The organism is Coraliomargarita algicola, assembly GCF_033878955.1.
Classification (GTDB): domain Bacteria; phylum Verrucomicrobiota; class Verrucomicrobiia; order Opitutales; family Coraliomargaritaceae; genus Thalassobacterium; species Thalassobacterium algicola.
Window position 1 is genome coordinate 1,416,519 of the sequence record NZ_CP138858.1, and the last position, 26,425, is coordinate 1,442,943.

General features: G+C 52.4%; 21 protein-coding genes and 2 pseudogenes. 6 read left to right on the plus strand and 17 right to left on the minus strand.

Annotated features, from left to right (window positions below; all coding sequences use genetic code 11):
* Positions 1–371: 371 nt before the first annotated feature.
* The gene (locus tag SH580_RS05385) at positions 372–2,819 is read right to left on the minus strand and encodes a hypothetical protein (RefSeq protein WP_319833990.1); all 2,448 of its coding nucleotides are present in this window, start codon (positions 2,817–2,819) and stop codon (positions 372–374) included.
* Between the two features lie 206 nt (positions 2,820–3,025).
* Between SH580_RS05385 and SH580_RS05390 the strand changes: the two are divergent.
* The 3 genes and pseudogenes from SH580_RS05390 (at position 3,026) to SH580_RS05405 (ending at position 6,827) form a co-directional block, all read left to right on the plus strand.
* Positions 3,026–4,078: pseudogene (locus SH580_RS05390) on the plus strand (SGNH/GDSL hydrolase family protein).
* A gap of 459 nt (positions 4,079–4,537) precedes the next feature.
* Positions 4,538–5,302: an IclR family transcriptional regulator gene (locus SH580_RS05400; RefSeq protein ID WP_319833993.1), complete on the plus strand. Its 765-nt coding sequence runs from the start codon at positions 4,538–4,540 to the stop codon at positions 5,300–5,302.
* A 43-nt stretch (positions 5,303–5,345) separates the two neighbouring features.
* Entirely contained in the window at positions 5,346–6,827 is a 1,482-nt protein-coding gene (locus SH580_RS05405) for an L-fucose/L-arabinose isomerase family protein (RefSeq protein ID WP_319833994.1), read from the plus strand.
* Positions 6,828–6,852: 25 nt separating this feature from the next.
* Here SH580_RS05405 and SH580_RS05410 read toward each other — a convergent pair whose 3' ends face one another.
* From SH580_RS05410 to SH580_RS05475, 14 genes and pseudogenes are all read right to left on the minus strand, one after another.
* The gene (locus SH580_RS05410; protein WP_319833995.1) at positions 6,853–7,194 is read right to left on the minus strand and encodes a DUF4437 domain-containing protein; all 342 of its coding nucleotides are present in this window, start codon (positions 7,192–7,194) and stop codon (positions 6,853–6,855) included.
* Between the two features lie 301 nt (positions 7,195–7,495).
* Complete coding sequence (locus SH580_RS05415) at positions 7,496–7,678, minus strand: hypothetical protein (RefSeq protein WP_319833996.1); 183 nt, start codon at positions 7,676–7,678, stop codon at positions 7,496–7,498.
* A 3-nt stretch (positions 7,679–7,681) separates the two neighbouring features.
* The gene (locus SH580_RS05420) at positions 7,682–8,584 is read right to left on the minus strand and encodes a hypothetical protein (RefSeq protein WP_319833997.1); all 903 of its coding nucleotides are present in this window, start codon (positions 8,582–8,584) and stop codon (positions 7,682–7,684) included.
* A gap of 210 nt (positions 8,585–8,794) precedes the next feature.
* Entirely contained in the window at positions 8,795–9,976 is a 1,182-nt protein-coding gene (locus tag SH580_RS05425) for an IS4 family transposase (protein ID WP_308986873.1), read from the minus strand.
* Between the two features lie 59 nt (positions 9,977–10,035).
* Positions 10,036–10,671 (minus strand): hypothetical protein, encoded by a 636-nt coding sequence (locus SH580_RS05430; protein ID WP_319833998.1) that lies wholly within the window; start codon positions 10,669–10,671, stop codon positions 10,036–10,038.
* A gap of 301 nt (positions 10,672–10,972) precedes the next feature.
* Positions 10,973–12,022, minus strand: coding sequence for an SIR2 family protein (locus tag SH580_RS05435; protein WP_319833999.1), 1,050 nt, complete (start codon positions 12,020–12,022; stop codon positions 10,973–10,975).
* A gap of 37 nt (positions 12,023–12,059) precedes the next feature.
* Positions 12,060–12,260, minus strand: a pseudogene (locus SH580_RS22145) (hypothetical protein); the annotation flags it as partial.
* A 406-nt stretch (positions 12,261–12,666) separates the two neighbouring features.
* Positions 12,667–12,813: a type IV toxin-antitoxin system AbiEi family antitoxin domain-containing protein gene (locus SH580_RS05445; protein ID WP_319834001.1), complete on the minus strand. Its 147-nt coding sequence runs from the start codon at positions 12,811–12,813 to the stop codon at positions 12,667–12,669.
* Between the two features lie 133 nt (positions 12,814–12,946).
* Positions 12,947–13,780: a DUF4437 domain-containing protein gene (locus tag SH580_RS05450; protein WP_319834002.1), complete on the minus strand. Its 834-nt coding sequence runs from the start codon at positions 13,778–13,780 to the stop codon at positions 12,947–12,949.
* 57 nt (positions 13,781–13,837) lie between these two features.
* Positions 13,838–14,128: a putative quinol monooxygenase gene (locus SH580_RS05455; RefSeq protein WP_308949731.1), complete on the minus strand. Its 291-nt coding sequence runs from the start codon at positions 14,126–14,128 to the stop codon at positions 13,838–13,840.
* An 8-nt stretch (positions 14,129–14,136) separates the two neighbouring features.
* Complete coding sequence (locus tag SH580_RS05460) at positions 14,137–14,928, minus strand: SDR family NAD(P)-dependent oxidoreductase (RefSeq protein WP_319834003.1); 792 nt, start codon at positions 14,926–14,928, stop codon at positions 14,137–14,139.
* A 12-nt stretch (positions 14,929–14,940) separates the two neighbouring features.
* Positions 14,941–15,909 (minus strand): LLM class oxidoreductase, encoded by a 969-nt coding sequence (locus SH580_RS05465; RefSeq protein ID WP_319834004.1) that lies wholly within the window; start codon positions 15,907–15,909, stop codon positions 14,941–14,943.
* Between the two features lie 28 nt (positions 15,910–15,937).
* Positions 15,938–16,924, minus strand: a complete 987-nt coding sequence (locus SH580_RS05470) for a zinc-dependent alcohol dehydrogenase family protein (RefSeq protein ID WP_319834005.1) — start codon at positions 16,922–16,924, stop codon at positions 15,938–15,940.
* A gap of 42 nt (positions 16,925–16,966) precedes the next feature.
* Positions 16,967–17,986, minus strand: a complete 1,020-nt coding sequence (locus SH580_RS05475; RefSeq protein WP_319834006.1) for a zinc-binding alcohol dehydrogenase family protein — start codon at positions 17,984–17,986, stop codon at positions 16,967–16,969.
* A gap of 215 nt (positions 17,987–18,201) precedes the next feature.
* On the opposite strand from SH580_RS05475, the gene SH580_RS05480 reads away from it, so the two are divergent.
* Together SH580_RS05480 and SH580_RS05485 are read left to right on the plus strand one after the other, a co-directional pair.
* Entirely contained in the window at positions 18,202–19,065 is an 864-nt protein-coding gene (locus SH580_RS05480) for an AraC family transcriptional regulator (RefSeq protein WP_319834007.1), read from the plus strand.
* 168 nt (positions 19,066–19,233) lie between these two features.
* Positions 19,234–19,587 carry a RidA family protein gene (locus SH580_RS05485; RefSeq protein WP_319834008.1) on the plus strand — a complete coding sequence of 118 codons (354 nt, stop codon included), beginning with the start codon at positions 19,234–19,236 and terminating at the stop codon, positions 19,585–19,587.
* 257 nt (positions 19,588–19,844) lie between these two features.
* Here the strand turns inward: SH580_RS05485 and SH580_RS05490 are convergent, their stop codons facing one another.
* The gene (locus tag SH580_RS05490) at positions 19,845–20,414 is read right to left on the minus strand and encodes a hypothetical protein (RefSeq protein WP_319834009.1); all 570 of its coding nucleotides are present in this window, start codon (positions 20,412–20,414) and stop codon (positions 19,845–19,847) included.
* A 382-nt stretch (positions 20,415–20,796) separates the two neighbouring features.
* Here SH580_RS05490 and SH580_RS05495 point away from each other — a divergent pair, with 382 nt between their 5' ends.
* Positions 20,797–23,421 carry a hypothetical protein gene (locus tag SH580_RS05495; RefSeq protein WP_319834010.1) on the plus strand — a complete coding sequence of 875 codons (2,625 nt, stop codon included), beginning with the start codon at positions 20,797–20,799 and terminating at the stop codon, positions 23,419–23,421.
* Between the two features lie 521 nt (positions 23,422–23,942).
* Here SH580_RS05495 and SH580_RS05500 read toward each other — a convergent pair.
* A complete protein-coding gene (locus SH580_RS05500) occupies positions 23,943–26,402 on the minus strand; it encodes a glycoside hydrolase family 95 protein (RefSeq protein WP_319834011.1) in 2,460 nt (819 codons plus the stop codon).
* Positions 26,403–26,425: the final 23 nt, after the last annotated feature.

Here is a 26,425-nt window from a genome sequence, read left to right on the forward strand (position 1 = left end):
ACAGCATACAACAAAGCAAAGAAAAGTCTTACATAAAATACGTAGCCCTTCACATTTCATTTGCGCCCGAGTTGCGCGATGCCGGCTTCCCCCGACTCATGCCCAAGCGCTGAAGCGCTCACTCGTACCTGAGGATATGCACTCAACGGTAAGCGATCCGGCTTCAGCCGTTAAGCATACGCGATAAAAACCGCGATTTTTTATAAATAGGAACACAGCTATTCTTCTGAGAGATAACAGACAATATTTGGCGCACTTTCGAACCGCTTCGTAGACGATCACAGTGCTTTATCGAATAGGCTACGCTTGTTGGAGCCCCACCCTTGAAGCTCAGCATTCCCCAAGGATCCAAGCCTAAGCGTCGCCCCGTATCACCAGGAGAATGACAAACTCCCTGTCACGTCTTTGATCTCAATGTAAGTTCCACTGGCGTCAGTCTTCAATTCATAGGCCATAGGCTCTTGCAAGAGCAGCTCCTCGACGGAAGCGGGCTGGGCGGTGTGCACGACCTCCATTGTGTCGAGATATTCTGTGGGTGGATAAAAGATGACATCGGCCCCCTGTAGTCCGTGGTAAGTGCGACGATCGTGATATTGCGGATAGGCGGCAAACAGAATCTTCGAGCGGATCACGCTGGCTGCTTCCTGCCGCACGAAGCAGCGACACTCCTTGTGCCAGCATTTGCCGGGATGCCATTGCGCGCGCCCGGCAGCGACGAAGGTTTCCATCTCTGTCAACACCGGTGCACCGTAGGGTGTCGAGGTTTGAATCGAGGTGCTCGTGTCCGGCGCAAAGATGGAATACCAGAATCCATTCCCCTCTCTGGAAATACAGATGCGCGGATCAATGGAGTCGGGAGCCAGCGCTTCATACGCAAAGTGCCAATGATACTTCGCCAGCACCGCGCGCATGAGTTTCTCCACTGGAAACGCCTCTTCCTTTGCGGCATAATCGAAGTGATGGGAGTTCGGATCGATTTCATCGGACGCGGGTAGCAAGCTGCGGACAAAGCCAATTCGCTGATCAGCGGATACGGCGCGCGTCATGGCAAGGATGCGTGTCGCACCAGCGGCACCCTGCGTCGCTTGAGCAATCACTTCGGCTCCTGACTCACGACCAGCGGCGAAGACTTCCGTTAGCCCACCGGCCGAGTATTGCGGGTGCACGTAGGCACGCTGTGCCAACGAGCCATCACAACAAGTATCCAGATCTTTGATACACTGAATTTCGACCTCTCCATCGACGGCCTCCCCGACTTCGAGACCGAGCAGCTCCAGCAGTGTCTGGGGAGCCCCAGCCAAGGCTCCGTAAAAGAGAACATCCCCTCCTTGTTTAATATGGCCTTTCACCGCATCATACGCCGTCACCGGTGCCACAATCACGGAGGCATCAAACTGGCCAGTGCCCCCTGCCACGAGCTGGCGAAAGTTGTCGCTACTGATCACGGTATTGAGCGGCAGCCCCTGTTGGATCGCCTCTCCGAGAAACATATCTTCGTTAAAGACAACGTCAGGACGACACTCTGCGCCGCGCACTAGGTCCGTATATTCATTGAAAGGATACACCCAGACCAGCGGACCGGCTTGATCGGGCGCGTGTCGCAGGGCCTCTTTAATATGCGGAATCACTTCGTCCGGCACTTGATCGGGCATGCGACCGAGTGTATCGTCAATCGTCAGAAAGGCGACACTGTTCGGAGTCTGCGCACGCCCGCTTTCATCCAAACGACACACACTCAGCGGCAGATAAATGTCCCAGGGCTCACGTCCATAGCGATCCAGCCAGGGACTATTCATAAACCAGGGATCGTGGGGATAAAAACGATACGGGAAATAGTCGCCCGGCAACACGGCCACGTGCGACATCCAAGCGGCCAACTCCAGGCCAGTATTGAAATTCAGCGCGGCCCAGGGTGAATTGACCGGCGGCGCAATTTTATACTCCGAGTACAGCTCCTTCAGCGGGGCCGCATCGGTCGACAGCTCCACTCCCGCAGAGAAATTACTACCACGGGTCTCTATTTTATCCGCCGGCCACTGTGGTGTGAACTCACGCCAGAATTGCAACATGGCCTCTGCGGCCGCATCGGCCTCTTCCGGACGAAAGTTCTGCTTATCAAACAGCGCGCCTTTGATCCCCCAGGTCTCCATGCCGAAGCCCATACCATTGGACAGCCAAATGTAGTCGTAACCAACTGCCTCAGCCAAGGCCCGAAACTGCGCTCCCAGATAGGCTCCGAGTGACGTCCCTTCAGGAATCCCATCCGGGAAGGCCGCATACGCGCGCGTATCCGCGTGCAGGGTCGAGTTGCAGGTCACAAAACTGCCGGGATAAAGCGTATTGCCCTGCGCAATTTCCCGGTGGCGGTTAAATTTAAAATCCGAACGGGCAAACTCCGGACCATTATCAAAAGTTGCGCCCACGCGGATGTCGCAGTCCGTCATGTCCGCCCCCACCTGCTTGATGGTGGCAATCAAATCCTTGAGCCAAGCATAGCTGCGGGGAGCCGCATCTTCACGATATTTTTTTGGAAAATGATGCGTATTGACACGTTCGCGCGCCGACTCATCACCGCGCGGCGGAACTGGGTTGGCGCAGCCACACCAGTAGGCCCATTCAAAAGTCTGCTGCAAGTCACCCGTGAATTCCAGGATTTCACTGCCATCCGAAATCCACAACAGCACCGAGATGCGATCCGCTACATCCGTCAGAGGCTTCCATTGGCGATACATTCTTCGGCAGACCTGCTCCATCATCTCCGGAGAGTCGTCGAGAAAGGGTTTTGAGCTCAATTCAAGGGTGACGTTTTTCAAATTCATAGGGTGCGTGCGTTAAGCTATAGTAAACAGAATTCATCCCGAAGGCTTGATCCATCTGCGAATAATTTGTTAATTGAAAATCGTATCAACGCCGAATGAGCCGAATCTCGCATTAGCGTTTTTCTATTTTAAACAACGCATAATTCAAAATGCCTAAAATCCCCCACCTCAAAAGCCTAGTAGTGGCACTCACCCTCCTTCAAAGTATGCATGCCGCAATCCGCCTGCCCGAAATCACCGTCCCGGCCGATCACCCGAAGATTCACAGCAGCGGATATGTCAGCCAAAAGATCCTGACACGCACCCTTGAGGGTCAGCCCGTCCAGAGTTTGCAGTTCAATCGGCGCATCCGACTAGATGGCAAAGGCTACGGCTGGGACAACCCTGGCACGCGCATCGCCTTCCGCACCGATGCCTCTGAAATCACCGCCTACCTCTACTACAGCGAAAACCACAGTTCAACGACTGCTCGCAACAGCGTTGGGATCTACAGTGTCAATGGTCACAGCGAAAGCGAGTGGACTTTTAAAACCGCCGCCACGTCCAAAGTGCGCAGCCCCGAGATCGTAGCCATTGAGCTCCCTTATCCACACACTGTGGGCTTTCACGATTACGAGCTCACCCTCCCCTATGGAGATGCCGCGGAATTCATTGGTCTGAACCTCAACTCCGGCGCAGCGCTCGAAACTTTCACCTCAAAGCGCGCACTGCGCTATGTCGCCTATGGCGACTCCGTCACCCAGGGCTTCACCTCCAGTCGTGTCGACCGCAGTTATGCCTACCGACTCGCGGAGCAAAAGAATTGGGAACTGATCAACGCCGGCTACGGTGGACGCAGTTCCGCCCCAGAGGATGCCAAGCTCATCGCCTCACTCAGCCCCGATCTTGCGACCGTACTCATCGGCGTCAACGACTGACAAGGCGGACGCCCCATCGCCAGCTTCCGCAAGAACATGGAGCAATTCCTCGACAACTTACGCAAGAATCAAGCGGATCTCCCGGTCTACCTGATCACCCCACTCTGGGTGCCCCCGAGCTGGCAACCCGCGCGCGCCAACATCCCACTGGACGCATACCGACAGGCTCTCAGAGACATCATCCAATCGCGTCGCGACGCCAAGCTCCACCTCATCGAGGGCCCGGAACTCATTGACCACGATCCACGATATTTCGACCGAGTCGCCGTGCATCCCAACGACGCTGGCTTTGAAATGATGGCCCAGCGCCTGCATGCGCGCATACAATTGAATAGCAAATAATTTTTCTTCAGCCCCCCCCCAAAAAAAAACGTCGGTCTACTCTGGGACTCGCACCATACATGGAAAAAGCTCGGACGATCTCCATTGACCTCTTGGCAAGAGCTACAGCCGTGGGTTCGCCACATCCACATCAAAGACAGGCACCTTCTCGTAGGGGCGTCACTTGTGACGACCGCAGCAGTTTTGAGCCATGCTTCGGCGGGCTTCACCCATGCGTCGCTTTCAGCTATGCAGGCCGCAGCAAGTGAAGCCCCTGCATTCTGAATTGAGCAATAGTGTGAAACATACTGATCCGTTAGGCTCATGCAACGACGCTAGCCGCCGCGTCGACTGCCCCACATCGTTAAGATATAATAAACAAGATTGAATGCATAAATCTAAATAGCTCTAGACAGCGCATGCTTAGATGCATTCTTATCGATTAACACCAGAACATATGTTTACTTATATTAAACCACTATGCCATCCGTCAGCACACTCGTCAAAAGCTTAAACCTACTGGAAGCCGTCTATACCTCCAGAAAGGGAATCGGCACGCGTGCGCTGGCGAAGAAGCTCGGTCTGAATGCGGCCACCGTTCACAACATCGCGCGGACCTTTTGCGACGAGGGCTATCTGGAACAGGATCCTGAGAGCAAAGTCTTCACCCCCGGCATGCGCGTCATGCAACTGGGCCGACATCCAAGTTTCCGCAACTCTCTGACGCTAACGGCGAGTCCCACAGTGCATCGTGTCGCCGAACAACTGGACGAGAGCGTTCTATTGGGTGCCATCGAACATGGGCGCATCGTCAACCTGATCTATATTCCGAGCACTCAAGCACTGCGGGCGCGGGAGCCTGAAGACGTGAGTGACCAGTCCTACTGCACCGCCTTTGGCAAAGTGCTGCTCGCTTCCTTATCGCCAGAAGACCTAGGCACCTATTTAAAACAGACCGAACTGAAACCGTATACGGCGCGCACTTTGGTCGATGCCAATGCACTGCGCCGCGAGCTGGCACGCGTCGAAAAGCAAGGTTATGCCAAAACCATCGACGAATGCTGCGAAGGCATCAGCGCCGTAGCCGTTCCGATCCGCAATCCTTGGGGCGAAGTCACGGCCAGTATCGGCGCCAGCGCCCCCACCCTGCGCATGAAGAAAAAGGGACAGTTCGAACGCAGCTTGGACTGCCTCCAAGACGCTGCACGCGAAATCGAAGCTCTGTGGTATAAGCCGATCGCGTAGGCGAATCCTTTTTATAATCCATCCAATCACGAGACGACTTAAGATGAATACATCCGAGCACACAAACGCTGCACCCTCCGTTGCACGCATCCGACCACTCAAGGCCCGCGTTGGCCTACTCGGCATCGGCCACCACATTTACTGGCCTCAGTTCGACGGACTGCTCGACGAGATACACCGCAAGATCGGAGTGCTGCAAGGCCTGATTGAAAACAACGAAGTCGAGGTGGCCAACTTCGGCATGATCGACAACGCACAGGTCGCCTATGACGCCATCCCGACAATCAAAGCAGCCGATATCGACCTGCTCTTCGTCGACATGGCGACCTACGGCACCTCCTCCACTTTCGGCGTGCTCTGTCGCGAGATCAATGTGCCCATCGTACTGGTCGCGTTGCAACCGCTGGAAGCGATGGACTACCCGAACGGCACCACCTACATGCAGCTCTGCAACGACGACTTCTGCTCCGTCCCGGAATTCACTGGGGTCGCCATTCGCTTCGGACGCAAGGCTCCGCCCGTCATCCTCGGCCACGAGAATAACGACCCCATCGCACTGGAAGAAATCAACAAATGGTGTCGCATCGCCAAGGTGCTCCACAGCCTGCGCACCTCCCGCATCGGACTGATGGGACACGTGCTGGAGTCAATGCTCGACATGCACACCGATCCCACCGCGCTGACCGCCAGCTTTGGCCCACACGTGGTGGCCGTGGAGCCCGAGGATTTGTTCAAGCATTACGAATCCCCCGACCAAGCAGCCGTCGCACGCTGGAAACAGCAAATTCTAGAGTTCTTCGACACCCCCGATCCGAAGTCCGATCCGCTCACTGAAAAGCTAACCGATCAAGACCTGGAAAACGCCGCCAAAGCAGGCGTCGCGCTGGAAGGCCTGATCAAGGACAAGAACATCGACGGTTTTGCCTACTACTACGAAGCCAAGCCCGGATCCGAGCTGCGCACGCTAGTGACGAATCTCATCGTCGCCAACTCACTCCTAACCGGTGGCGGATTCCCCATGTGCGGCGAGTACGACCTCAAGACCTGTATCGCCATGATGATCATGGACCGCCTCGACATCGGCGGCAGTTTCGCGGAGTTCCACCCCATCGACTTTCAACAAGACAGCGTATTGGTCGGCCATGACGGCCCCCACCACATCAACATCGCCGCCAACAAGCCCGTGATTCGCAGTCTAAAGAAATACCACGGCAAACCCGGCAGCGGCGCTGGCGTGGAATTCCAAATCAAGACCGGCCCGATCACCATGCTGAGCATCGGGCAAACCGCAGCAGGCAAATTCAAATTCATCATCGCCGAAGGCGAATCCGCCGACCGTCCCATCCCGCCCACCGGCAACACCAACACCCACGGCGTCTTCAAGCCCGACGTGCGAACCTTCCTCAAGCGCTGGTGCACCGAAGGCCCCACTCACCACTTCGCCCTAGGCATCGGCCACCACGCCGACACCCTAATCGAAATCGCCGAAGCATTGAATATCGAATACACCGTGACGACGCCATAGAGTGTCCATGCTCCTGTTGGATCCCCTACTCCACAGCGATGTCGTATTTGCCATTCGCGCGGACATACAGGACGACCTCGCTCTCGTTCGTTTGCACTTGATGCAATGTCGCTTCCTTAGAGCTGAAATAACTGCCAGGCGCTAAGGGCTCATCCGTTGCGGCGTGAGTGAGCTGTCCTTTAATCACAACGGCACCGAACTGTGTGCCGCGACTATGAATGCTTCCGGAAAAATGGGCGGGCAATTTGATATAGCTACCATTGAGTTGGCCCGCTTCGGTGCCACCCCAAAGAAAGGCGACTTTGGGTCCGTCTTTGGCTGCGGTGTCGGAATTGTCACTCACCCAATTCACGTCGGCGGCGTTCAACCATACGAAGCCCTATAATTCCCAGAGTTTGGAAATTGGAACGGCGCAGAGATTGAGTGTTTTGTCGATGGGCAGAACGGACCTGCCGTCGTAAAAGACGATGCCGCCTTGAAAGTCGTTTCCTACTTGCTAGGCCAGCCGTTTCAGTCCGTTGAGTGAAGTGGCCATTCATTGAAGTCGATCAATTCCACTCTAAGGTAATGTCTGATTGCATTCTGTCGACCGAACAAATTGCACTCCAATGGGATGCCTGTCTGCAGGAACAAGCAAATGAGTAGATGAGGCAAAATGAATTAATTTGCTAGGGAATCTCGCCCGCTTCGGCCATGTGACTACGGAGCAAGATTCCATTCGACATGCCTCTTTCATCCTTCGGAGCATGAATGAAGCAGGCCACAATAAATGGTAGCCCTAGCTGACGTACCATGCTGAGACTATACACATGAAAACGTTCCATATAGTGGCATACGAATTGAGTGTTCATTTTTCATCGATTTCCTCCAAGATGCCTTAGAAAGTCTCGATCAATATGGGCCTTTCTGTGGCAACTCGGACAGAGCAGTATGGTGTTCGCCTTCAGCTTGTAATCTGGAGCGTCCACTTCCTTAAGTAAATGCTCTTCGAGGAAGTAACCATTTTTCAGGTCTCCAATTTCAGGTGCGTCGCATTTAAAGCACTTGTTTGTATCTGTTCTAAATAAAGGACCTCCACCATCACTCAGCCACCAAGGATTATTCCTCGCCCTAGGATGAGCTCCGAGCCCAGTTCCCAAGCAAGGGTGACTAAAGCCTGCGCTTAGCTCAACTTCGTCGGTAAAGAAATCAGGATTTACACTTTTCCCTGCATCTTCGATCGCAGAGCGATCTTCCTTTGGAGTGTTGACTCCAAAAAGCGCACCGTGAACGGTACAAGGAACAAAGAGTTTATCCTCCTCCGAATTCGCAAGTTTAATGACGCGGTATTCGAGTTCGTGTTTCCAATAATCGAGTTTGCGTCGAGCATGTCGCTTAGCCGCCTCGGCATGACCATACGCGTAACGATCGGGCACAATACTGTCATGAAGCGCATTGTAGATGACACTCTCCGGCTGATGATCATCAGGGAATGAAATTGCGAGACAGACACCTGAATAGGAGTCTGCGTAATAGCTCCATAGCAGTGCATTGGAGTAAAACCGGCACAAGGACACGACACGTATCTGCGTATGGAGAACCTTACGAGTTTCAAGATCTGCGGCACTTCCGTCAGCCATCTTGAAGTCTCCCTCAGCGGGGTCATTTAACTCACGAAACTTAGTCGCATAAATTTGGCCCTCTGAGATGATCCGCAGAGTCCTAGCGAGATCTTCGCCATTCCTATGACTCCTGAATTTGTAGAATACTCGGTTCATCGTTTAACCTCCAAATTGAACTTTAAAGGCATTGCATCAGGATACAATGATTGGACGTGAGCCGCAATTTTATTAGAAGTGCTTAGGCACTGCTTAATTGTAAGCGCACTGCTGTCCAAAACAGAGGATTCCTCGGTAAGATGCCTTGATTTTTAGCGTGTTGAGAAGTGATTGAGGTGACTTTTCAGAAGTATGCCTAGGATGCTTGGGTTAAGTTGAGGCGATGCCGTCCAAAACGGTCTGGTATGACTCATCCTCTGGCGGCGGGTGGCTATGCATGAACGGATCATCGATCCACTTCCATAGATTCCTGTGCGTAAAGAGGTTCCAGCGTAACAGAGCGACCAGATTTGAGAGCGCCCAGGACATGCGGCTTTTGAACTGGAGGTATTTGATCAGCAAAATAGCGATCAGTGCTGTCCAAATCTGTATTCTGACTGCGTTGGCGGAGGTGCCGACAAAGGTCTTCACTCTCAAGTTTTGCTTAATGGCCTTGAAGAACAATTCGATTTGCCAGCGCTGTTTATAGATCTCTGCAATCGTGGCCGAACTCAGATCAAAGCGATTGGTGAGCAGCTCCATATGCTGCTGTTTCTCTTCAATCCAAACGACAACCTTGCGGTAGGTTCCTTTGATTCGTCTTCCCGCCTCAAAGCAATTGAACTGGCCGGTATGATCAGAAACGACGACGCCACCCGGCTTTACAGGATAATCTTTGAACTCATAAAACTCGGCATTCTTTTTCAGGCGCGTGACGAAGCCTACGCCTTCAGCGGACCAACGCTCATACATATAGTAGTCCGTATAACCGCGATCCATAACGACCAATGAGCCCTTTGGCAGCTTGAGCTGCTGGGCCACTGTCACGTCGGCCACTTTACCCTCAGTTATCCTAGCATAACATGGAAGACAGCCATCGTGATCCAAGAGCAGGTGTAGTTTGGCGGCGCCCTTAGTGGAACGGAACTTTGCCCAATCGAACATTGAAGCGCACAAGTCGATCACCGTGCTATCGAGCGAATAGAGTTTACTCTTAAAGCGAAACTTTTTCTTCGGTGCACCCTCACTGACTTTAGCCAGCAACTGGTAAAACAGTTTTTCGAAGAGCTCATGTGGACGATGCGCATTGGCATAAGAAAGCGTTGATCGCCTCGGAGCACCATTCATCCCCAAATGCTGTAGCTTGCCTTCGCAACTTCTCAAGCCGGTGTCGATCTCCCGCAGACTCTTAGCCTGAGCTAGCTGACAAAACAGCATTGAAACGAAGTGGTCCCAACTTCCGAAGCCCTTGCTGCGAGCTTGGCTGCCTGTATCGCGCACCAATCGACGAAAATCGTCACGATCCACTAAAGAAAGTAGTTGGCTGAATAGACTACTCGTGCCAATGTTCATGATAGCCTCCTTGCGTTAGGTTATTCTTTTTCATCAAACCTATTACGACGCAAGTGAGGCTATTTTTCAAAACCTGTTTTGGACACTAGTGTTGTAAGCGGGGAAAGCTCGTAAAGCTTATCAACTAAATCTCTCGCAATGTGAGCATCGAATGAGTCAGGCGACATTGGAAAACGAACCAGCCCATCTACCATTTCACTAGGATACTCAGATCTAATGTATGCTTCATGTTTATTGTGCCTCACGATAGCTAAACGTGTATTTTCATAGGAGGCTTGAGCCAAAAGGATGTCGTGCAATAGCTCTGCATCCACATGATCTCCTTTGTTTCCTTGCGCCAAAAATGCCACCTTTCCTAGTTCAATAGCTGGAGCGCTCACCACAGATTCGTATGCAGGCAATAAGCCATAGGATTCCCGCCCAGCTTGAAAGTCCTCATGGTCCAATAAATCTCCTTTTAGTTGCATAATCGTTTCTGCCTGACGAAACAGTGCAACCTGAGCCTCAACTAAAGCAGCATAGCGAGTCTGATCGATCTTTGCTCTCTCCTCCTCGACTCGCTGTGCTCTTTGCCCTAAATTCAAGCGATGTTGACCAAAGATCGCCAGAGCAGCGCCTAGCGCTACGCCAAATATGCTAGAAAGAAAATTAACAACGGTTTCAGCTGTAACAGCCTCTAATAGTGAGCAAATCATTTTTGTTTAGTGTAGCAGCTATCATTTCCTGTAGCACGAATGCTATTCGTTTGTCCAATTTTTAGTATTATGCGTTCTAAGGTCCTAGCACATCGAGCGCAGCAAAACAGATTCGTTCAAAATTAATGGTAAAAATAAATCTCATACTCGCATGCTATTTAAAAGTTGATCGGAGACATCTTGAAAACGGGTTTCAGAAAGCCATTGAGGATGCCATCGCAACCAGCCCTTTGGTTCTGCCCAAGTCCAGTTATCGGGCCACAGCCAAGGTTTCTTGTTTTCGAAGTCATTAACTTCTCGGTTATGAAGAAGCAAAAATTTCACGCGTCGAATCGCTCTCAACCCACTCTTTTAGCATCCAATTAAAGCCGTCGTCCCTCCAGCCATAGCCTGAGCAAATGATCCGATCATGTTGATTTAGAATTTTTCGGGCTTCCATGTAGAGTTCACCAAATATACCACGCGTGTATGCAGTGGTCTTGGTAGTCGTCCCAGTCAATGTAGACTTCTCTAAAAGACTATCAAATAACCTCTCGCCGTCTCGATCAGTCAAAAAGTCCCAACATTCAGCTTCATCGTTAGGCATACCCCAGCGCCATAGTGTTGTATTTGCATTAATATTTTTTCCGAGTCGGAGCCAGTTCCAACTGCCGTGTAGCTTTATGATTCTGACGTTATTAGAATTTACGAAGGCAGTTTCATCGAAGAAATCGACATCTCCATCTTGCTGCAGGCCAGAATCAAAGCCGCAAGTATAAGGAATTTCAGCCTTCTTTAATTCGGCTTCAATCAGCGTGTCGTGATTGAGCGTCAGAATATCAACCCTATCGGCTCCCAGTCTCATAACTGTTTCAAGGATTAATTCAAAGCCTTTAGGTTCATCACAACTGCGAAGGATTGCCTTCAAACAGTGATCAATTAGAATAGTTGCTTTATCAGACAACGCTCCCAAAGGGGCCTCCTCAAGATAACCGCCATCAGTATAACGTCGCCACAGATGGGCACTTTCCCGGTAAATATAGTCTCGAAAGCGAATAATCGTGCCATCAATCGACATGCCTACCTCATGTTCGTAAAGTTTCTGGCACATTGAAAAGAGATCTTCGTAATTGGCGACTTCACCGGATCGCTCAAATTCCTGAATAAGTAGCTTCAGAAATTGCTGAATCGCATAAACTTCCTTGTCGCCACCGACCTTTTGAAACCATTTCGGGAGTAATTGATTATCCGCTTGGAGGATTTGTTTGGTCAATTCTGTGACATTCGGAGCGCCTGATTCAAGCGACACTCCTGAGCCCAAAACAAAAAGCACTCTCCGTTTCCCAGTGCCTAGGAGTGAATCATGGTTCATAGCTCCCTCTCTTTCAAATAAACAACGAGGATAGCAATCATTTGTACCTTCCTGCTTCCGGTAAGCGTCCAACGCCTTCCTCCAGCTTCTTTTCTTCTCGTTTTACGCGACGTTCCAACTTTTTGATATCTTCTGCAGACGCCAGTGCTTTTAGTAATGCCGAACTTTCCTTTATAGCTTGTGTGGGATGACCGCCAAAGAGAGCTGCGTCGCCCTTTGAACGAACGCGAGCAAAACCGAGTAGTTTCTGTAAGTCACGTGCGAACCAAAATTCTACCTTGGGATCGTCAGAGTACTGATGTGTCAATATATTGAACAGACTCTGCATGATGTGAATGGCCTCAGGCTTCATGTGTATATAATTCCCCCCCGGTGATATGAACTAGAGTTGTGGAAGTTCGAGTGTATGGATTCAGGGAACATTGCTGGAGTATAGGCGAACAATCATTGGACCTGTGGTTCGTCTGGAAACTGAAATTCTTCAGCATGCGACTCAAAGTGCTCACGGCAATCGCGTAAGTTATACTTTTTCACTGAAAGGTCTGGCATTGTGCTTAAACGAGAGCTTCGAGATCGGCCTGTATGGTTGAGGAAACTCGCTGGATTTTTCCGTATTCCGGAATGTCGGCGGGTGTGGTTCGGTTTTACTGGGATGCCAATAGATCCTTGAGTAATTCGGGGTGACAATAGAGACCGCGGCTGAGTCGTTCTAGCTCATCTTTGGCGACGGCACGACTGATCGCTATGCTGCTGATTTCGTGGACACGTTGCTGTTTAGTAGGTGACGGCATGTTGTTCTATGATTAAGTAACAAATATGAATCTTACTTAATCATGGAACATACTCACGTTCAAAAACCTGTACCTATTTTTCCGCTATAAAAGCCTCCGGTGGGCCGAATGGTTTAGTCTGTGGAACGTGGCCTCACTTATCCGCGACGACTCGATACGGGCCATCGGTGCGAATGTAAAGTGTGCTGGCTTCGTTGTCAGCGGCTTTGATTTTGTGGGTGCTCCTGCCAACCGAGCGGACATAGCTGCCGGCTTCAAGTGTGAATGTATCACCTGAGCTTTGCGTGTAGCTGGGCTCGCCTTGCACGATGACGGCGCCAAAGCGCTTAGCTTCGGTAAGTATGGAGCCGTTGAAACCAGCGGGCAGTCGGAGCATGCTACCATTGAGCTGTCCCGCTTCGGTTTTACCCCAAAGGACGGCGATGGCGGCTCCGTCCGCTTGGATCCATTTCATGTCGTCTGCCGTAAGCCAGACCAAGTTGTCCTTGTCCATATTGACGGGCCGTTCGCCGCTGTCGAAGGCTTCGTCTTCTGGCTGCACAAGATAGGGGCCCTCCTCGATCTCGATGTAAGCGAGACTGCCGCTGCCTGCGGCGGCGGTGATGTGCACTTCTCCCTTTGGCTGGGTCCAGAAAGAGCCGGCGGGCATCCACATGTTGGCGGCGCCGGGATCGTCGTTGTGGATAACGCCTTCAATCACGACTCCGCGGTAGGAGATGTTGTGAATGTGCGGCGGCGACTCGAAGTCCTGTGGCGGCTTGAGAAGAAATCCGGTCGGGCCAGTGCCCTCGCGGTCGCCCCAGAGTGTGCCAGCCTTGGGAGCCAGGTCGCCGCGTTTCGGATTGAGGTGGGTCCACTCGACTTGCGAAGCATGGACGATTTCAACCGTGGAGTCCGCGGGCGTGGCGGCAACTAGTTGAGTGGCCAGCGCGGCCGTGAGTGCGATGAGTATTTGTTTGGCTTTCATGGATGATAAAGCTGTTGAGTGCAGTGATTTACAAGGATTCCACATACTTGACTTCGCTTATACGATCTGCGTCATTTCGTGGATCGCGAGATTCTCAAGCGCTCCCTCGGTAATGGTGGCGAATTGCTTAAAGTGTGCGCTCTCGAGGTGTGCCTGCCAGAGCTCACGTGTCTCCCAGTTTTCGAACATGAAAAAATGCGCAGGATCCTGATTGTCCTGGTGTAGGTCGTAGTTGATACAGCCGTTTTCCTTGCGGCTCGGCGCGACGACTTTTTCGAGTTCAGACTTAACCAGATCGATGCAATCGGCCTTGGCTATAATGGTGGCGGTGATGGTGAGTTTTGTCATAATATGTTTTAGTGGTTCGATAGTATTGTTTCGATGGCGTCGACGAGTGCGTTGATCTTGGTCTCGTTCAAGGCGTCGGGGTGTGGCTGCGCGAAGCGTTTGATATCGTTGTCGTAATATTGACCGGAGGCCGCGCCAAACTCGTCGGAGAGCGCGGCGCGCACAAGAATGTCAGCGCCGATGCGCAGGTCTCCGCCCGCGACACCGAAGCCCTCTTTGACCATCTTACTGCCGAGCAAGGAAGCGGGGTTCACCGCAACGATCATGGGGCCTTCGGGATGGGCTTGCGCCAAGTGACGGGTCCACATGGTGATCGCCAGTTTGCTCTGCGCGTAGGCGGCCATATCGTCGAGGCGATGCTGCCCGGCGAGGGCTTGCAAATCTACCGACGACTGCGCGGCGGAGGAGAGATTGACCACGCGTCCGGACTGGCCGAGCAAGGGCAGGAGCTGCTGCGTTAAATGATAAGGCGCGATGGCGTTGACGACGAAGCGCACATCGAGGCCGTCGGGTGTAAGCGGGCTGGGAGTTTTGTAAACGCCGGCGTTGTTAATTAAGACATCCAAGTGCCCGTGCTTCTTGATAATGGATCGAGCCAGCGTATCGACTTCTTCAATACGCGAGAAGTCGGCAAGGTAGGACTCGACCTGTGTCAGTGTCCCCAGCGTAGCGGCGACCTTAGCCAGTTTGTCGGGGTTGCGACCATGCAGGAGAAGTGTGTGCCCCGGGTTGGCTAACAGCTTGGCGGTTTCGAGGCCGATGCCGTCGGTGGCTCCGGTAATGAGAATGGTTTTATGCATCGCGTGTTTGGTTTATGAGTGAAACTGCGGTAAGAGCGCGTCGGCCAATTGCTGCAGTGTCTGTTCGATCGGAGTCTGATTGAAGCGCAGGTTGAGCGCGACGTGGTTGATGCCCGCGGCTTCCAGTGCTTGTAGATGTTCAATCAGATAGCGCACACCGGTTTGTAAGCCGAGATGGATGGGGCGTGGCGCGGCATCGGGATCGTCGAGCAAGTCGACGTAGAGCGACTGCATGACGGGCTGCGGTGAGCGGCCGGCGTCGATCACGCGGTCGTTCCAGTTGCGGATCAGCTGCGCCTGTGTGGCCGGTGGACGCGGATACAGCATCCAACCATCCCCGTGCGCTGCAGCCCACTCGGGTGCCTGTTGACTGCCTCCGGTGATGAGCAGCGGTAGTTGTCCGCCGACCGGTTTGGGCAGCATGTCCATGCCACGGCCTGGCTGGCCATAGGCATTTGCAAACTCCGGTGCGGTTTCGCTCATGCGGCGAATGTAGTCGAAGCTATCACGAAAGCGAGCGCCCCGGTTTTCAAAGGGCAAGTTGAGGGCCGGATATTCGTCGGGACGATCGCCGGAAGCGACGCCGAGAAGGAGGCGTCCGCCCGAGAGCACATCCGCAGTCGCCGCGGCCTTGGCCACATGGGCGGGATGCCGCAACGGCAGGACGATGCTGGCCACGCCCAGCGCGATGCGTTCGGTCTGCCCCGCGAGCAGGCCGAGATACACGAAGGGATCGAAGAGCTGACCAGCGTCGCCGAAGGACGGCACGTTGAAGGGCACATCGCGCAACCAGACCGCGGCAAAGCCCAAGCGCTCTGCCAGTTGCACCCGCTCCAGATGCTGCGCCATAGTCGGCACCGGATTGTTGCGGTTGGCTTCAATCGGCACCACCAGTCCAAGGCTCAACTTGCCGGGACGGAACACGGAGTTGTAAGCACGGTTGATGGAGCTGTAGGCAGGACTGACTGGTGGTGTTGGCATGGTGTGCGGATGGTTGGCGGGTTTCGAATTAGTTCTCGATCACGACCTTGCCCATGGCCTTGCCGCTTTCGAGACGGGCGTGAGCCTCGCCAGCTTGTTCGAGTGTGAACTTAGTTGCGTCGAGCACCGGCTTGAGGGCGCCGGCTTCGGCGATCTCGGTGAGCGCGCGCAGGATGGCTCCGTGCTGATCGCGCTTATGGTTGTGCAGCATTGGGATGAGCATGAAAACGACATGGAGCGAGAGGCCCTTGAAGTGCGCAGCGCTGAGGTCGAGCTCGCAGAGCGTGACGGTGGTAGCGATCTGCCCGTTAAGTGCTGCGGCCTCGAAGGAGTTGAGTAGATTGGCTCCACCCACACTGTCGAAGACGAGATCAAAGCCCGCGCCGTCGGTGTGTTTGGCAACATAGTCGGCCACGGTCTCGGTCTTGTAGTTGATAGCAGTCGCGCCGAGTTGCTCGATGAGTGCAGTCTGGGCATCGCCACCGCCAGTCGAGTAAACTTCTGCGCCCCAGTGGTTGGCCAATTGAATCGCGATGTGCCCGACACCACCGGAGCCGCCGTGCACGAGGACCTTTTGTCCGGCTGCAATCTGCGCGCGCTGGAGGCCTTCGTAGGCGGTGATCCCGACCAGCGGCAAGGCGGCGGCTTCGCGCATGGATAGGTTCTTGGCTTTGTGTGCGATCAACTGGCTGTCCGCCACGATGTATTCTGCCAGAGTGCCCGGCAGATCCGCGAGACCGCCCGCGCAGCCATAAACTTCGTCGCCCACGGCATAGTCTGTGACGCCTGCGCCGACCGCTTCGACCGTGCCAGCAAAGTCCATTCCGAGGATGGCGGGGGTTGCCGGCGAGAGCGGGAGTTCTTCGCCCATGTTGCGGATCATCGTGTCGACCGTGTTGACACTGGAGGCGGCGATTTTGACGAGGACGTGCCCCGCCTTGAGGGCAGGTGTTTCGATTTCGGCGGCTTCAAAGACTGAGTCGGCGCCATAGGCATTGAGTTGCATTGCTTTCATAATGAGTTCCTTTTCTTTATTTAGTTATTGGTTGATTTAGAATTAGGCTTCGATGCCGCCTAGGACATTCTTGCCGATCACGCGGCTGCTCTCTTGTAAGGCGTGCGCCTGCTTCAGATTTTCGGCGGTCAGGCTACCGAGATTTGCGGTCACGGTGGAAACGAGGGTCTTGTCATCGAGCAGTTCAGAGATGCGGTCGAGGAGTCGATGCTGTTGCTCGATGTCGTCGGTCTGAAACATCGATCGCGCAAACATGAACTCCCAGCGCAGGCTGAGCGACTTGGGCTTAAGCGCAGTGGCATCCAGTGTTTCAGGGTCGTCGATCAGGGCGATGTGTCCGCGCGGTTGAATCAACTCGATGATAGCGGGCAGGTGCTCTTCGGTGCCGTTGAGCGAGGCGACGTATTTCGGAGCGATGCCGAGGGCTTGCATCTGATCGACCAGCGACTCGCGGTGATTGATCACGTGATCGGCACCCATTTGCTGCACCCACTCAACAGTGTCGGGCCGAGAAGCGGTGGCGATGACAGTCAAGCCGGTTAACTTTTTGGCCAGTTGAATCAGAATAGAGCCGACCCCGCCCGCGCCGCCGATGATGAGAATGGATTCACCAGTGCCTTCGCCTTCCTTTAGGCCGAGCGAATCAAACAAGAGCTCCCAGGCCGTGATCGAAGTTAGCGGCATGCCAGCAGCTTCGGCGAAGTCCAAGGAGGACGGCTTCTTGCCGACGATGCGTTCATCGACTGCGTGGAATTCCGCGTTTGTGCCTTGGCGGGTGATGTCTCCGGCGTAGAAGACCTCGTCGCCGACTTTGAAGAGACGGACTTCGCTGCCGACCTCGCGGACGATTCCAGCGGCATCGTAGCCGATCACTTTGCTCGTGCCGGGCTCAGGTCCCATTTCCTGGCTGATGCGAACTTTGACATCCACTGGATTGACCGAGATGCCTTTGACTTCGATCAACAAGTCGCGTGATCCGATTTGCGGTTTTTCAATGTCCAGCTCGATCAATGCCTCAGGTGCCGAGATGGGGCTAGCTTGTGTGTATCCGATTGCTTTCATAATTTGTGATTTCGTGTGGTCGTGTTTTCGTATGTGAGTGTGCCCCTACTGTCGCAGCGTCGCTTGCCACCCGCAAATGCAAAGCCTTGTAGGAAACATGGCTCGTTCGGTATAATTATTGGAAATGCCTGCCAATTAATGAAAAAAACAAGGATTTCACTGGATATTCGCCAAAATATGCCCACTAGTTAGGCCAACGAACCCAGAAATATACCATGATCACTGAATCCGCCAAAAAAATATTTGAGATCGAAGTCGAGGAGCTCTCCAGCTGGGGCAAGCGCCCTCACAAGCACAGCTTCTTTGAGATTGTTTACGTCGAGAGGGGCGCCGGCATTCAATGCATCAACCAGCACGAGTTTCCCTACAAAGCCGGACACATCTTCCTGCTGCCGCCGCTGGACTGCCACTCTTTCAAGGTGCAGGAGCCCTCGCGCTTTTACTACATCCGCTTCACCGATCACTATTTCATCAACGAGGACGGGCTCACCCAGCACCGTGAATGGTTCGACCGCATCGCTTATATTCTCGCGAATTATAACAAGGTGCCGGGCGACATCATTGCCTCCGAACGGGAGCGCGAATTCATCATCCACAACATCAAATCGATCTACCAGGAATATGCGTCGGCCGACGCCTACTCCGACGCCATCATCAGCGGAACGGTCGCCTCCATTCTCAACATCCTCGCCCGCAGTATCGAAAAGCGCTACGTAGAGCAGGCCAATGAGGTGGAAAACCGCTTCGGCGAAATTTTGCGCTACATCAACAATCACCTCGCGGACAAGTATAAGATCCGCGTGCCCGCGCTGGCGGAAAAGTTCGGCATCTCGCCCACTTACTTTTCAGAGTATTTCAAAAAGCAAGCCGGTGACAGCCTGGCCAACTACATTACTAAAGCAAAACTCCGCTTGGTCGAAACCAAGGTGCTGCACACCGACCAGTCACTCAAAGAGATCGCCTACGAATTGAACTTTACGGATAGCAGTCACCTGGCCCGCACCTTCAAGAAAGCCTACGGCATCACCATCAGCCAATTCAAAGCAATCGACGGTAAAACTTATTTGCTGAGCGCGTAAGTGTGGTAAGACGCGGCAAACATGGACAGGAGTGTCCATCCTCCGTGAAGCCCAAAGGAGTCGGGACACTCTTGTCCCGATTGGAACGGAGGAACCTGAACCCAAATACATGGCCCCTTTGGACAGATTGATCTTTTTATTTTGCTCAAACAAGTTTCACTGCGGGCCATGAATATAAAGCGCCAAGAAACGGAGCAACGAATGAGCCGTATCGTCATTCACAATGATACCGTCTACTTATGCGGGCAAGTTTGCAAAGACGCCACACAAGGGATTACGGAGCAAACCGAAACCATGCTGGAAAAGGTGGACGAACTGCTACTGCAAGCTGGATCTGACCGAGCGCACATGCTGTCGGCCACCATCTATGTGCGCGACATGAAAGACTTCGCCGCCATGAATGCAGTCTGGGACGCATGGGTGCCGGAAGACCATGCCCCCGCCCGCGCCTGCGTCGAGGCACGGATGGCTCGCCCGGAACTGCTGGTAGAAATCTCAGTCATCGCAGCGGTCAAGAAATAGGGAGTTATGAAAATGCCCCGCTGGCTGAACTGAGCCAGGCCCTCTGGACGTGTCCGGCGCGGCAGCACGGTGCGTGACAGACACAGCTGGAGGGCATGGCTCCCGCCATGCCGTGCTTGCGGGGCCGCCAACTGAACCGGACGCAAAACTCACACGACGCGGCAGCGGTGGAACGCTGCCCTCCAGCCGTGATTGCAGATAGGCTTTGGCTTCGGACAGGCGCGTGGGTCGTTCATTTGGAAAAACAAATTTACATCTTACGACTTTCGATATTCGCCAGCGACGGCTTGATCTTTGATACCCAGCACGTTCTCGATTTCATGTTCGATAAAATGAGCCTGCGAGAGTTCTGTCAGCCCAGTCAGCAATTTTTGCTCCCGGTTGTCATTGGTCAATACATAGACCCGGTACGAGATATTGACGCCATTCTTCGAGCGACTGATATGCTCTTTCGAGTAGAGTTGCTGAATGGAATGCACCCGTATCTTCTTACTGCCAAACCAAGGCATCGGATAGTGACGCACTGTCAAATAGTTGGGATCAACTACGACATCGGTCTTATTAATACAACTCGCCACACAAAAGTAAGCCATAAAGAGGCCCACTAAGGCATGAATGGAGCCAAAGGCCGCCATCATCCAGACACCGTCCCTCAACGCCAGCGTCATCCAAACGACCATGAACCCATTCCAGAAAATGGCGAAAAAAAGTAGGAAGAATGTCAGTGCCGAAAACCATTTTCGACGAATAATAAAAGAATCCCGGTCAAAATGTGTGGTCAGATTTTGAGGGAGCGGAATCAAAGGTTTTTCGGACGAGTGGTTCATTAGCTTTCTAATCGAGAGTTTCAGTATCTAATATTCGTATAGTTACAGAATCGGCTACCGAAAAAGACGAGGCTAAAACGCCTTAAAGCGGTTTTAGTAATGGCAGCCCAACACGTGACTACGATACACTCAAAGGAGTCGGGACACTTGTAGGTTCCCCCTCTTGTCCCGGTCAGAATGCGACGCTCGACGCGGTCATAGACTCTCTCAAACTTTTGCGACGAGTCATCAAAAAGACTCGACCGTTTCCCACTGCCCCGACAAGCTAATCTCAAATTATTAACCGCTAGACTCGATCATTCCATTAACCAGCAATTCGAGTTGTCGCATCGAGACGATTTAGAACCTTAACGGTGTGCCTCGACCTCCGCCCTGCTAGACTATGAAGTTCTATATTTTATCCTTGTTCCTGCTATCGACTTACTGGGCGTATGGGGATGCCGCGTTGAGCTTGTCCAACGCGCAACACGCTCAGGTTTCTGTTGCCGTAATGCCTTTTCTGGGAACTGACTTAAGTAAACAGGATGAACTTACGGCCACTTCGATGCGTGATGGTGTTTTGCATCGGTTATTCGCGGATTCGAATGTCAGGGTGGTTATCCGGCGGCGAGCATATGCATTATCTTTGGATGCTGAAATCCTGATTGATGATCCAACAGAGATGAAATACAGAACTCCTGCGGATTATGTTATTTTCGGCAACCTATTGCCTGTTCAGACGGGTGATACCTCTAGTTTTAATCTAATAGCTGGCATTTACGAAGCTAGCTCGGGAAATGTGCTTTTCATCCAAGAGGTGCCTTGCGGAAGCGACGATCCGGAGGTCTTAGCTGAGTCATTTTATAATTCTATCCATGAAGTTCTGCATGCGAATGCGGGATTGATGACTTATGATACCCCAGAATTAGCACATGTTCGGCCAAAACGAATTGCGATGCTTCCAGTGTGGGTGATGGGGGCGAAAGAATATAATTTTTGGGAAATTTCAAGTCAACTAATTGAGCAATCGAAACTCGGGCTTGGCATGGGCTGGCCGACTGCAGATATTATTAGAACGGACGAGGTGATAGAGATTATTGAAGCGCATGGCCTGAATCAAATCGGTGGTAGAGCTGATGCCTATGCGGAAAATGTAGCCCGTGTTTTGGGCGCAGATCATGTGCTACTGGTTCACCTAAATGCGGTTTTCAAGGAAGGCAAAGATGACGATTGGAGCTTGGGACTTATGTTAATTGATATTGAGACTGGTATTGTGACTCGTGCCAACCAGAGCTCGTACACCTCGCTCAATGCACTGATGAAAGACGCAGGAAGGGCTGCTTACGATCTCACCCAAACACACTATGACTCGCCAGCACAGTTGAATGTTTCCGAGAAATTGAACGAGCGTCTACGGGCGGAAGGACGATTATATTATAAGTTGGCGACGAATGATGAGTGGGATAAAAAGTGGACAAGTAATGGGAACGATGCATCGAGAGTTGAGATGGCAGAAATTGCGCTCTGCACGATCCCTGAAATTTCTGACAGTGAACTACTGACCTTACTGAGAAGGTCTTATAATCTCACCTTTGCAATGCCTGATAGATTGGATGTCTACAGACCCGAAAGCGTGGGTAAGATGGATAACTTCGTATTGAATAGCGCAGTCGACTTCATGCACCTTGCGTTGAATTCCCGACAATGGGCAAACCCAACAATGGTTGCTGAGGCCGATCGACTGCGGGTTGAGTTATTAATCCGAATGAACCAACCGGAAGAAGCACTACAGTATTTGGAACGGATCCCACGACACGATGAGAATTATGCAAAGCTTCTGGCAAAAATACACATGCTGGATGGGCGCTATACCGAGGCAACCAGTGTATTGTCGGGATTTGAGGGCAACGATCTAGAATACCTGGAGTTAATAGCAAAAGCGGCATTCGGAACCGAAGCCTTTGAAGCTGAATATAAAGCCTTAAAAGAATACGTGCGTGCACGAGGGAGCCTGGATCATCGTGACATATCGGAACGTATCGTTTATTTAATGAACCAATTCGAGGAGCCTAAAGATAGAATCAGATTGATTAACGAGTATTTTGGCCGTTGGGGGAAAGCTATGGACGTTGTGCAGTATACATTGGCACGTGCCCGCCTAGAGGTTGGTCAAAAAGGCCTGGCGCTACCGGTCTTGCGTTCTTTGCAGAAGAAAAAGCAACTGACGGGCATCTTGGAGCAAAACAATCAAATCATTAAGGGTGAGATTGATAAGCTTCTTGCACCCTATGAGAAAAGCGCAGTCGAAAGAGTCTCCTACAAAGACGTAGCCCTGCCCACTGGAGGGCTACGTTTCTATATTCAGCCGATTGGTTACTCGGATGATCGCGCCCTGCGACTAGCGCTCAGAATGTCCCGTAATTTTGCCGGGTTCGATTTCGTGCTGCTGCCATCGATTCGGCCTCCTCTACATGAAAGCCTTTATGACATAGAAAGACGTCAGTTTGATGCATACATGGTGCAACAGTGGTTGGCTGGAGTCTACGATGCCCCAGATGACGCTCTACACATTTGTTTCTTGTTTGATCACGATATCAGTTGGAGGGGCAATTGGATATACTCCAATACCCTCAAGCATGGATGGACTGTGATGAGTGACTTCAGATGGAGAAAATACTACAAAACCAATAGCAAGCATATCTCACGAGCCTTAACAAAAGTGTGGCTCTCAGTAATGCAGCATCCAATGAAGGATTGGTTTGGCCCGGATCGAATCAAAGAGATTACTGGCGAACCGGATTGGCCCAACCACATAGGCACGATCCAATATAGTAAAGGCACTGCCGGAGAAGTTTTTGAATCTATTTTCACTATTTGTGAGCAGACGCAAAAACTCTATAAAGAAGTAGTATGGAATGAACTTGTGACTTTCCGCCAAGCAGAATTTGAGAATTATTGTAATGAGAATAGGAAAATGATCGACAAGCTGATCGAGACAGTCGGACTACCACTACTATCGGACAATTGACCACCCTGCTGATATGAGAAAATGGACACGCTTTGGCCCTTTAGATTACAATGAGCGCATCGTCCGCCTCGTATCATGACAAAGCGATTCCGTATTCGTTTTTAAATCATCTCTAGGCATTGATGCTTCTGCTCATTCTTTAGGGGCAATTTAGGGTAACTCGCTGCTGTCCAAATCTGTATTCTGACGGCGTTGGCAGAGCTGCTCTCTGGAGTATCTTAATAGTAAAAAGGCCTGCCGTATATGGCAGGCCTTTCAAAGGGTCAGTAGGGTAATAGATGCGATAGTAGTTTGATTCATAAATATATCATAACTGAATGAGCGGCATTGCATAACCATGTGTACATATGATTTTATCTAGTTAAGTTGCTGCGTCTTCTTTCGTTCCATTATCATTGTCTTCAATGACAGTTTGGCGTGATTATTCTGATGCCCGCAGTTTCGATTCTGGACGGCAGCAGGCATCTAATAAAATATTCACGAGAGGCCTTCAAATTTAGTTCTATGCATCTATCATCGAACTAGTTCCAGACTTTGCTTTGCCCCTGTTTGAGGGAGATCGTTTCGCTGAGTTGACCGTCTGCATAGATGCGGAATTTGGTATCACGGGCAGCGCGCATGCTCGCTTGCTTCACCTGACCATTCTCCCATTCCAGATCGACTTCGAGACCTCCGCGGGCACGCAGACCTTTGACACGTCCCTTGGACCACTCGGAAGGCAGCGCAGGGAGCAGGTGCAGGATATAAGCGGCATCCACAAGCGATTCATCCGGGGAGACGGGCACGAAATGCTTCGGATTCTCAGGAGCTGGCTGGTAAGCAACAAAGGCGGCATCCTCGATACGCTTCGCTTGATCATTCACACTGCGAAGATGGCTCTGTAGCAGCATTTCACAAACACCGGCGGTGCCACCGAAGTTGCCATCGATTTGGAAGGGAGGATGGAAATCGAAAAGGTTGCTGTAGGCGCGCTTCGAAGTCAGGAATTTGTAGATCTTGTGGGCATGATCGCCATCGTGCAGGCGGGCCCAGAAGTTAGTCTTCCACCCCGTACTCCAACCGGTCGAAGCATCGCCGCGGTGCTTCATGGTGACCAGCGCAGCCTGATACAATTCCGGCGTGGTGAGTGGTGAAATGTCACGTCCCGGGTGTAAGGCAATCAGATGCGAAATGTGGCGGTGGGTGTTTTTAGGATCATCCCGATCGTCGATCCATTCCTGCAGCTGACCGTGTTTGCCGATTTTTTGTGGGCTGAGTCGCGGGATCATTTTTTGCAAGGTCGCACGAAACTCCGGATCGCGATCCAGGATGTAAGAGGCCTCGATGCAGTCGGTGAATAGGCCCAGGATCAATTGTTGATCCCAAGCGGCTCCGTAGGCCTGCTTATTAAGCTTACCTTTGCCATAATTATTCTCCGGAGACCAGGTCGGGTAAACGACGAGACTGCCGTCCTTCCAAGGGGCAAGGTGCTCGACAAAGAACTCGGCCGCGCCCTTCATGATCGGATAGGCTTCTTCGAGAAAGTGCCGATCGCCGCCAAAAGCATAGTGCTCGAAAAGGTGCTGTGCCAACCAGTGGCCGGCCTGCTGGGCACGACGTCCGTGCTCGTTTTGTGCAGTCCAACCGAAAATGTTGCCATTGAGCCCCATGCTCCAGCCTTGATTGACGCCAAAGGTCTCGCGCGCGGTGTGCTCGCCGGACTCGGCAATCACTTTCATGTATTCAAAATACGGGCTGAACGACTCGGGCAAATTGGCGGTCTCCACCATCCAGTAGTTCATGGCGAGATTGATGTCGGTATGGTAGTCGCAGTTCCAGGCAGGAGCGAGGCTGGTATTCCACAGCCCCTGTAGATTCGATGGCACGGGCGCATCGCGTGAGCAACTGATCTGCAGGTAGCGACCGTAGTTGAAATACAAGTTCTCCAGTTCAAGGCTCGCTTGTTGAACCAGTTTGTCTGTCGTTTTGCCGGAGGGCTGGAAGTCGAGCTCAAGGTAGCAGCGCTGCATGATCTCGGAAAAGTCTGCCACGTGCGCGGCTTTAACCGCATCGTAGCCCTGCTGGCTCGCGACGGTGATCGCCTGCTCGCTGTCCCCGAGGAAATCACGGCCTTTGAAGATGGGATAATTCGGCAGGTAATCCGTGTATCCAGCGAGATAGATACGCACATCGCTGGCACCCGTCACACGGATCGAACCATCGGGCTGGGCAGCAACTGTGCCGTCGACCGCATCCACTTCGATGATCTGAGCGAACTCCATATTGTCTTTGACCATCTTGGTCTCGGCAGCGAGGACGATGCGGTTGCCGACAGCCTTGTGCTGGTTGACCTTATGATAGGTCAAAGTCTCGATCGTTAGATCCAGCTTAGCACCTTCCGCAGTGTAGCGTGCCACAACGACATCGTTCGGATAGCTGCAAAAATACTCCCGGGTAAACTGCCCTCCCTGGGTCGAATAGCTCACACGGCCCAAGCCGGTGCGAATGTCCAGCGAGCGTTGATAATTCGAGACCGCATCGGGCTCATGCCCGGTCGAGATCACGACATTGGTAAAGGGCGCGTAGTTGCCCAGAGTTTCCTTAGTCGCGAGGTATTCGGTCGACATGGCTTCCATCGATTCCGGACCGGAGCCCATGCGCTCTTCGCGGTAGGCTTGGCGCACTTTTTCAAAATCCTCCGGCGAGACCGTGCGAGCCGACGACTGGGCCACTTCGTCTTGCCCACGCTTGGTATTCATCCACAGCGTGATATCGTTAATGCACAGGTGCTCTTCCTCGATCCCTCCGGAAAACATCGCGCCGAGACGACCATTTCCCAGCGGCAAAGCGCTCTTGATAAAGTTGGGCTCTTTCTTTTTACCTTTGGCTTGAATTAGATCGCGCGCGCCGGGGGCATCATAGTGCAAGACGAAGCGCTCGTTGGCGCATAAGACCGAAGCAGAAATTAGGGCGAGGCCTAGGGTAAGAAGGTTTCGTTTCATTGCAGGGGTTGGAAGAACTGAAA

Bases quoted from the DNA above. Each gene is read 5' to 3' on its own strand.
- SH580_RS05485 (WP_319834008.1), top strand. From the start codon at position 19,234: ATGAATATAAAGCGCCAAGAAACGGAGCAACGAATGAGCCGTATCGTC.
- SH580_RS05470 (WP_319834005.1), bottom strand. From the start codon at position 16,924: ATGAAAGCAATGCAACTCAATGCCTATGGCGCCGACTCAGTCTTTGAA.
- SH580_RS05405 (WP_319833994.1), top strand. From the start codon at position 5,346: ATGAATACATCCGAGCACACAAACGCTGCACCCTCCGTTGCACGCATC.
- SH580_RS05480 (WP_319834007.1), top strand. From the start codon at position 18,202: ATGATCACTGAATCCGCCAAAAAAATATTTGAGATCGAAGTCGAGGAG.
- SH580_RS05385 (WP_319833990.1), bottom strand. From the start codon at position 2,819: ATGAATTTGAAAAACGTCACCCTTGAATTGAGCTCAAAACCCTTTCTC.
- SH580_RS05460 (WP_319834003.1), bottom strand. From the start codon at position 14,928: ATGCATAAAACCATTCTCATTACCGGAGCCACCGACGGCATCGGCCTC.
- SH580_RS05420 (WP_319833997.1), bottom strand. From the start codon at position 8,584: ATGAACCGAGTATTCTACAAATTCAGGAGTCATAGGAATGGCGAAGAT.
- SH580_RS05475 (WP_319834006.1), bottom strand. From the start codon at position 17,986: ATGAAAGCAATCGGATACACACAAGCTAGCCCCATCTCGGCACCTGAG.
- SH580_RS05455 (WP_308949731.1), bottom strand. From the start codon at position 14,128: ATGACAAAACTCACCATCACCGCCACCATTATAGCCAAGGCCGATTGC.
- SH580_RS05445 (WP_319834001.1), bottom strand. From the start codon at position 12,813: ATGCCGTCACCTACTAAACAGCAACGTGTCCACGAAATCAGCAGCATA.
- SH580_RS05400 (WP_319833993.1), top strand. From the start codon at position 4,538: ATGCCATCCGTCAGCACACTCGTCAAAAGCTTAAACCTACTGGAAGCC.
- SH580_RS05490 (WP_319834009.1), bottom strand. From the start codon at position 20,414: ATGAACCACTCGTCCGAAAAACCTTTGATTCCGCTCCCTCAAAATCTG.
- SH580_RS05415 (WP_319833996.1), bottom strand. From the start codon at position 7,678: ATGAACACTCAATTCGTATGCCACTATATGGAACGTTTTCATGTGTAT.
- SH580_RS05425 (WP_308986873.1), bottom strand. From the start codon at position 9,976: ATGAACATTGGCACGAGTAGTCTATTCAGCCAACTACTTTCTTTAGTG.
- SH580_RS05450 (WP_319834002.1), bottom strand. From the start codon at position 13,780: ATGAAAGCCAAACAAATACTCATCGCACTCACGGCCGCGCTGGCCACT.
- SH580_RS05465 (WP_319834004.1), bottom strand. From the start codon at position 15,909: ATGCCAACACCACCAGTCAGTCCTGCCTACAGCTCCATCAACCGTGCT.
- SH580_RS05430 (WP_319833998.1), bottom strand. From the start codon at position 10,671: ATGATTTGCTCACTATTAGAGGCTGTTACAGCTGAAACCGTTGTTAAT.
- SH580_RS05495 (WP_319834010.1), top strand. From the start codon at position 20,797: ATGAAGTTCTATATTTTATCCTTGTTCCTGCTATCGACTTACTGGGCG.
- SH580_RS05500 (WP_319834011.1), bottom strand. From the start codon at position 26,402: ATGAAACGAAACCTTCTTACCCTAGGCCTCGCCCTAATTTCTGCTTCG.
- SH580_RS05435 (WP_319833999.1), bottom strand. From the start codon at position 12,022: ATGAACCATGATTCACTCCTAGGCACTGGGAAACGGAGAGTGCTTTTT.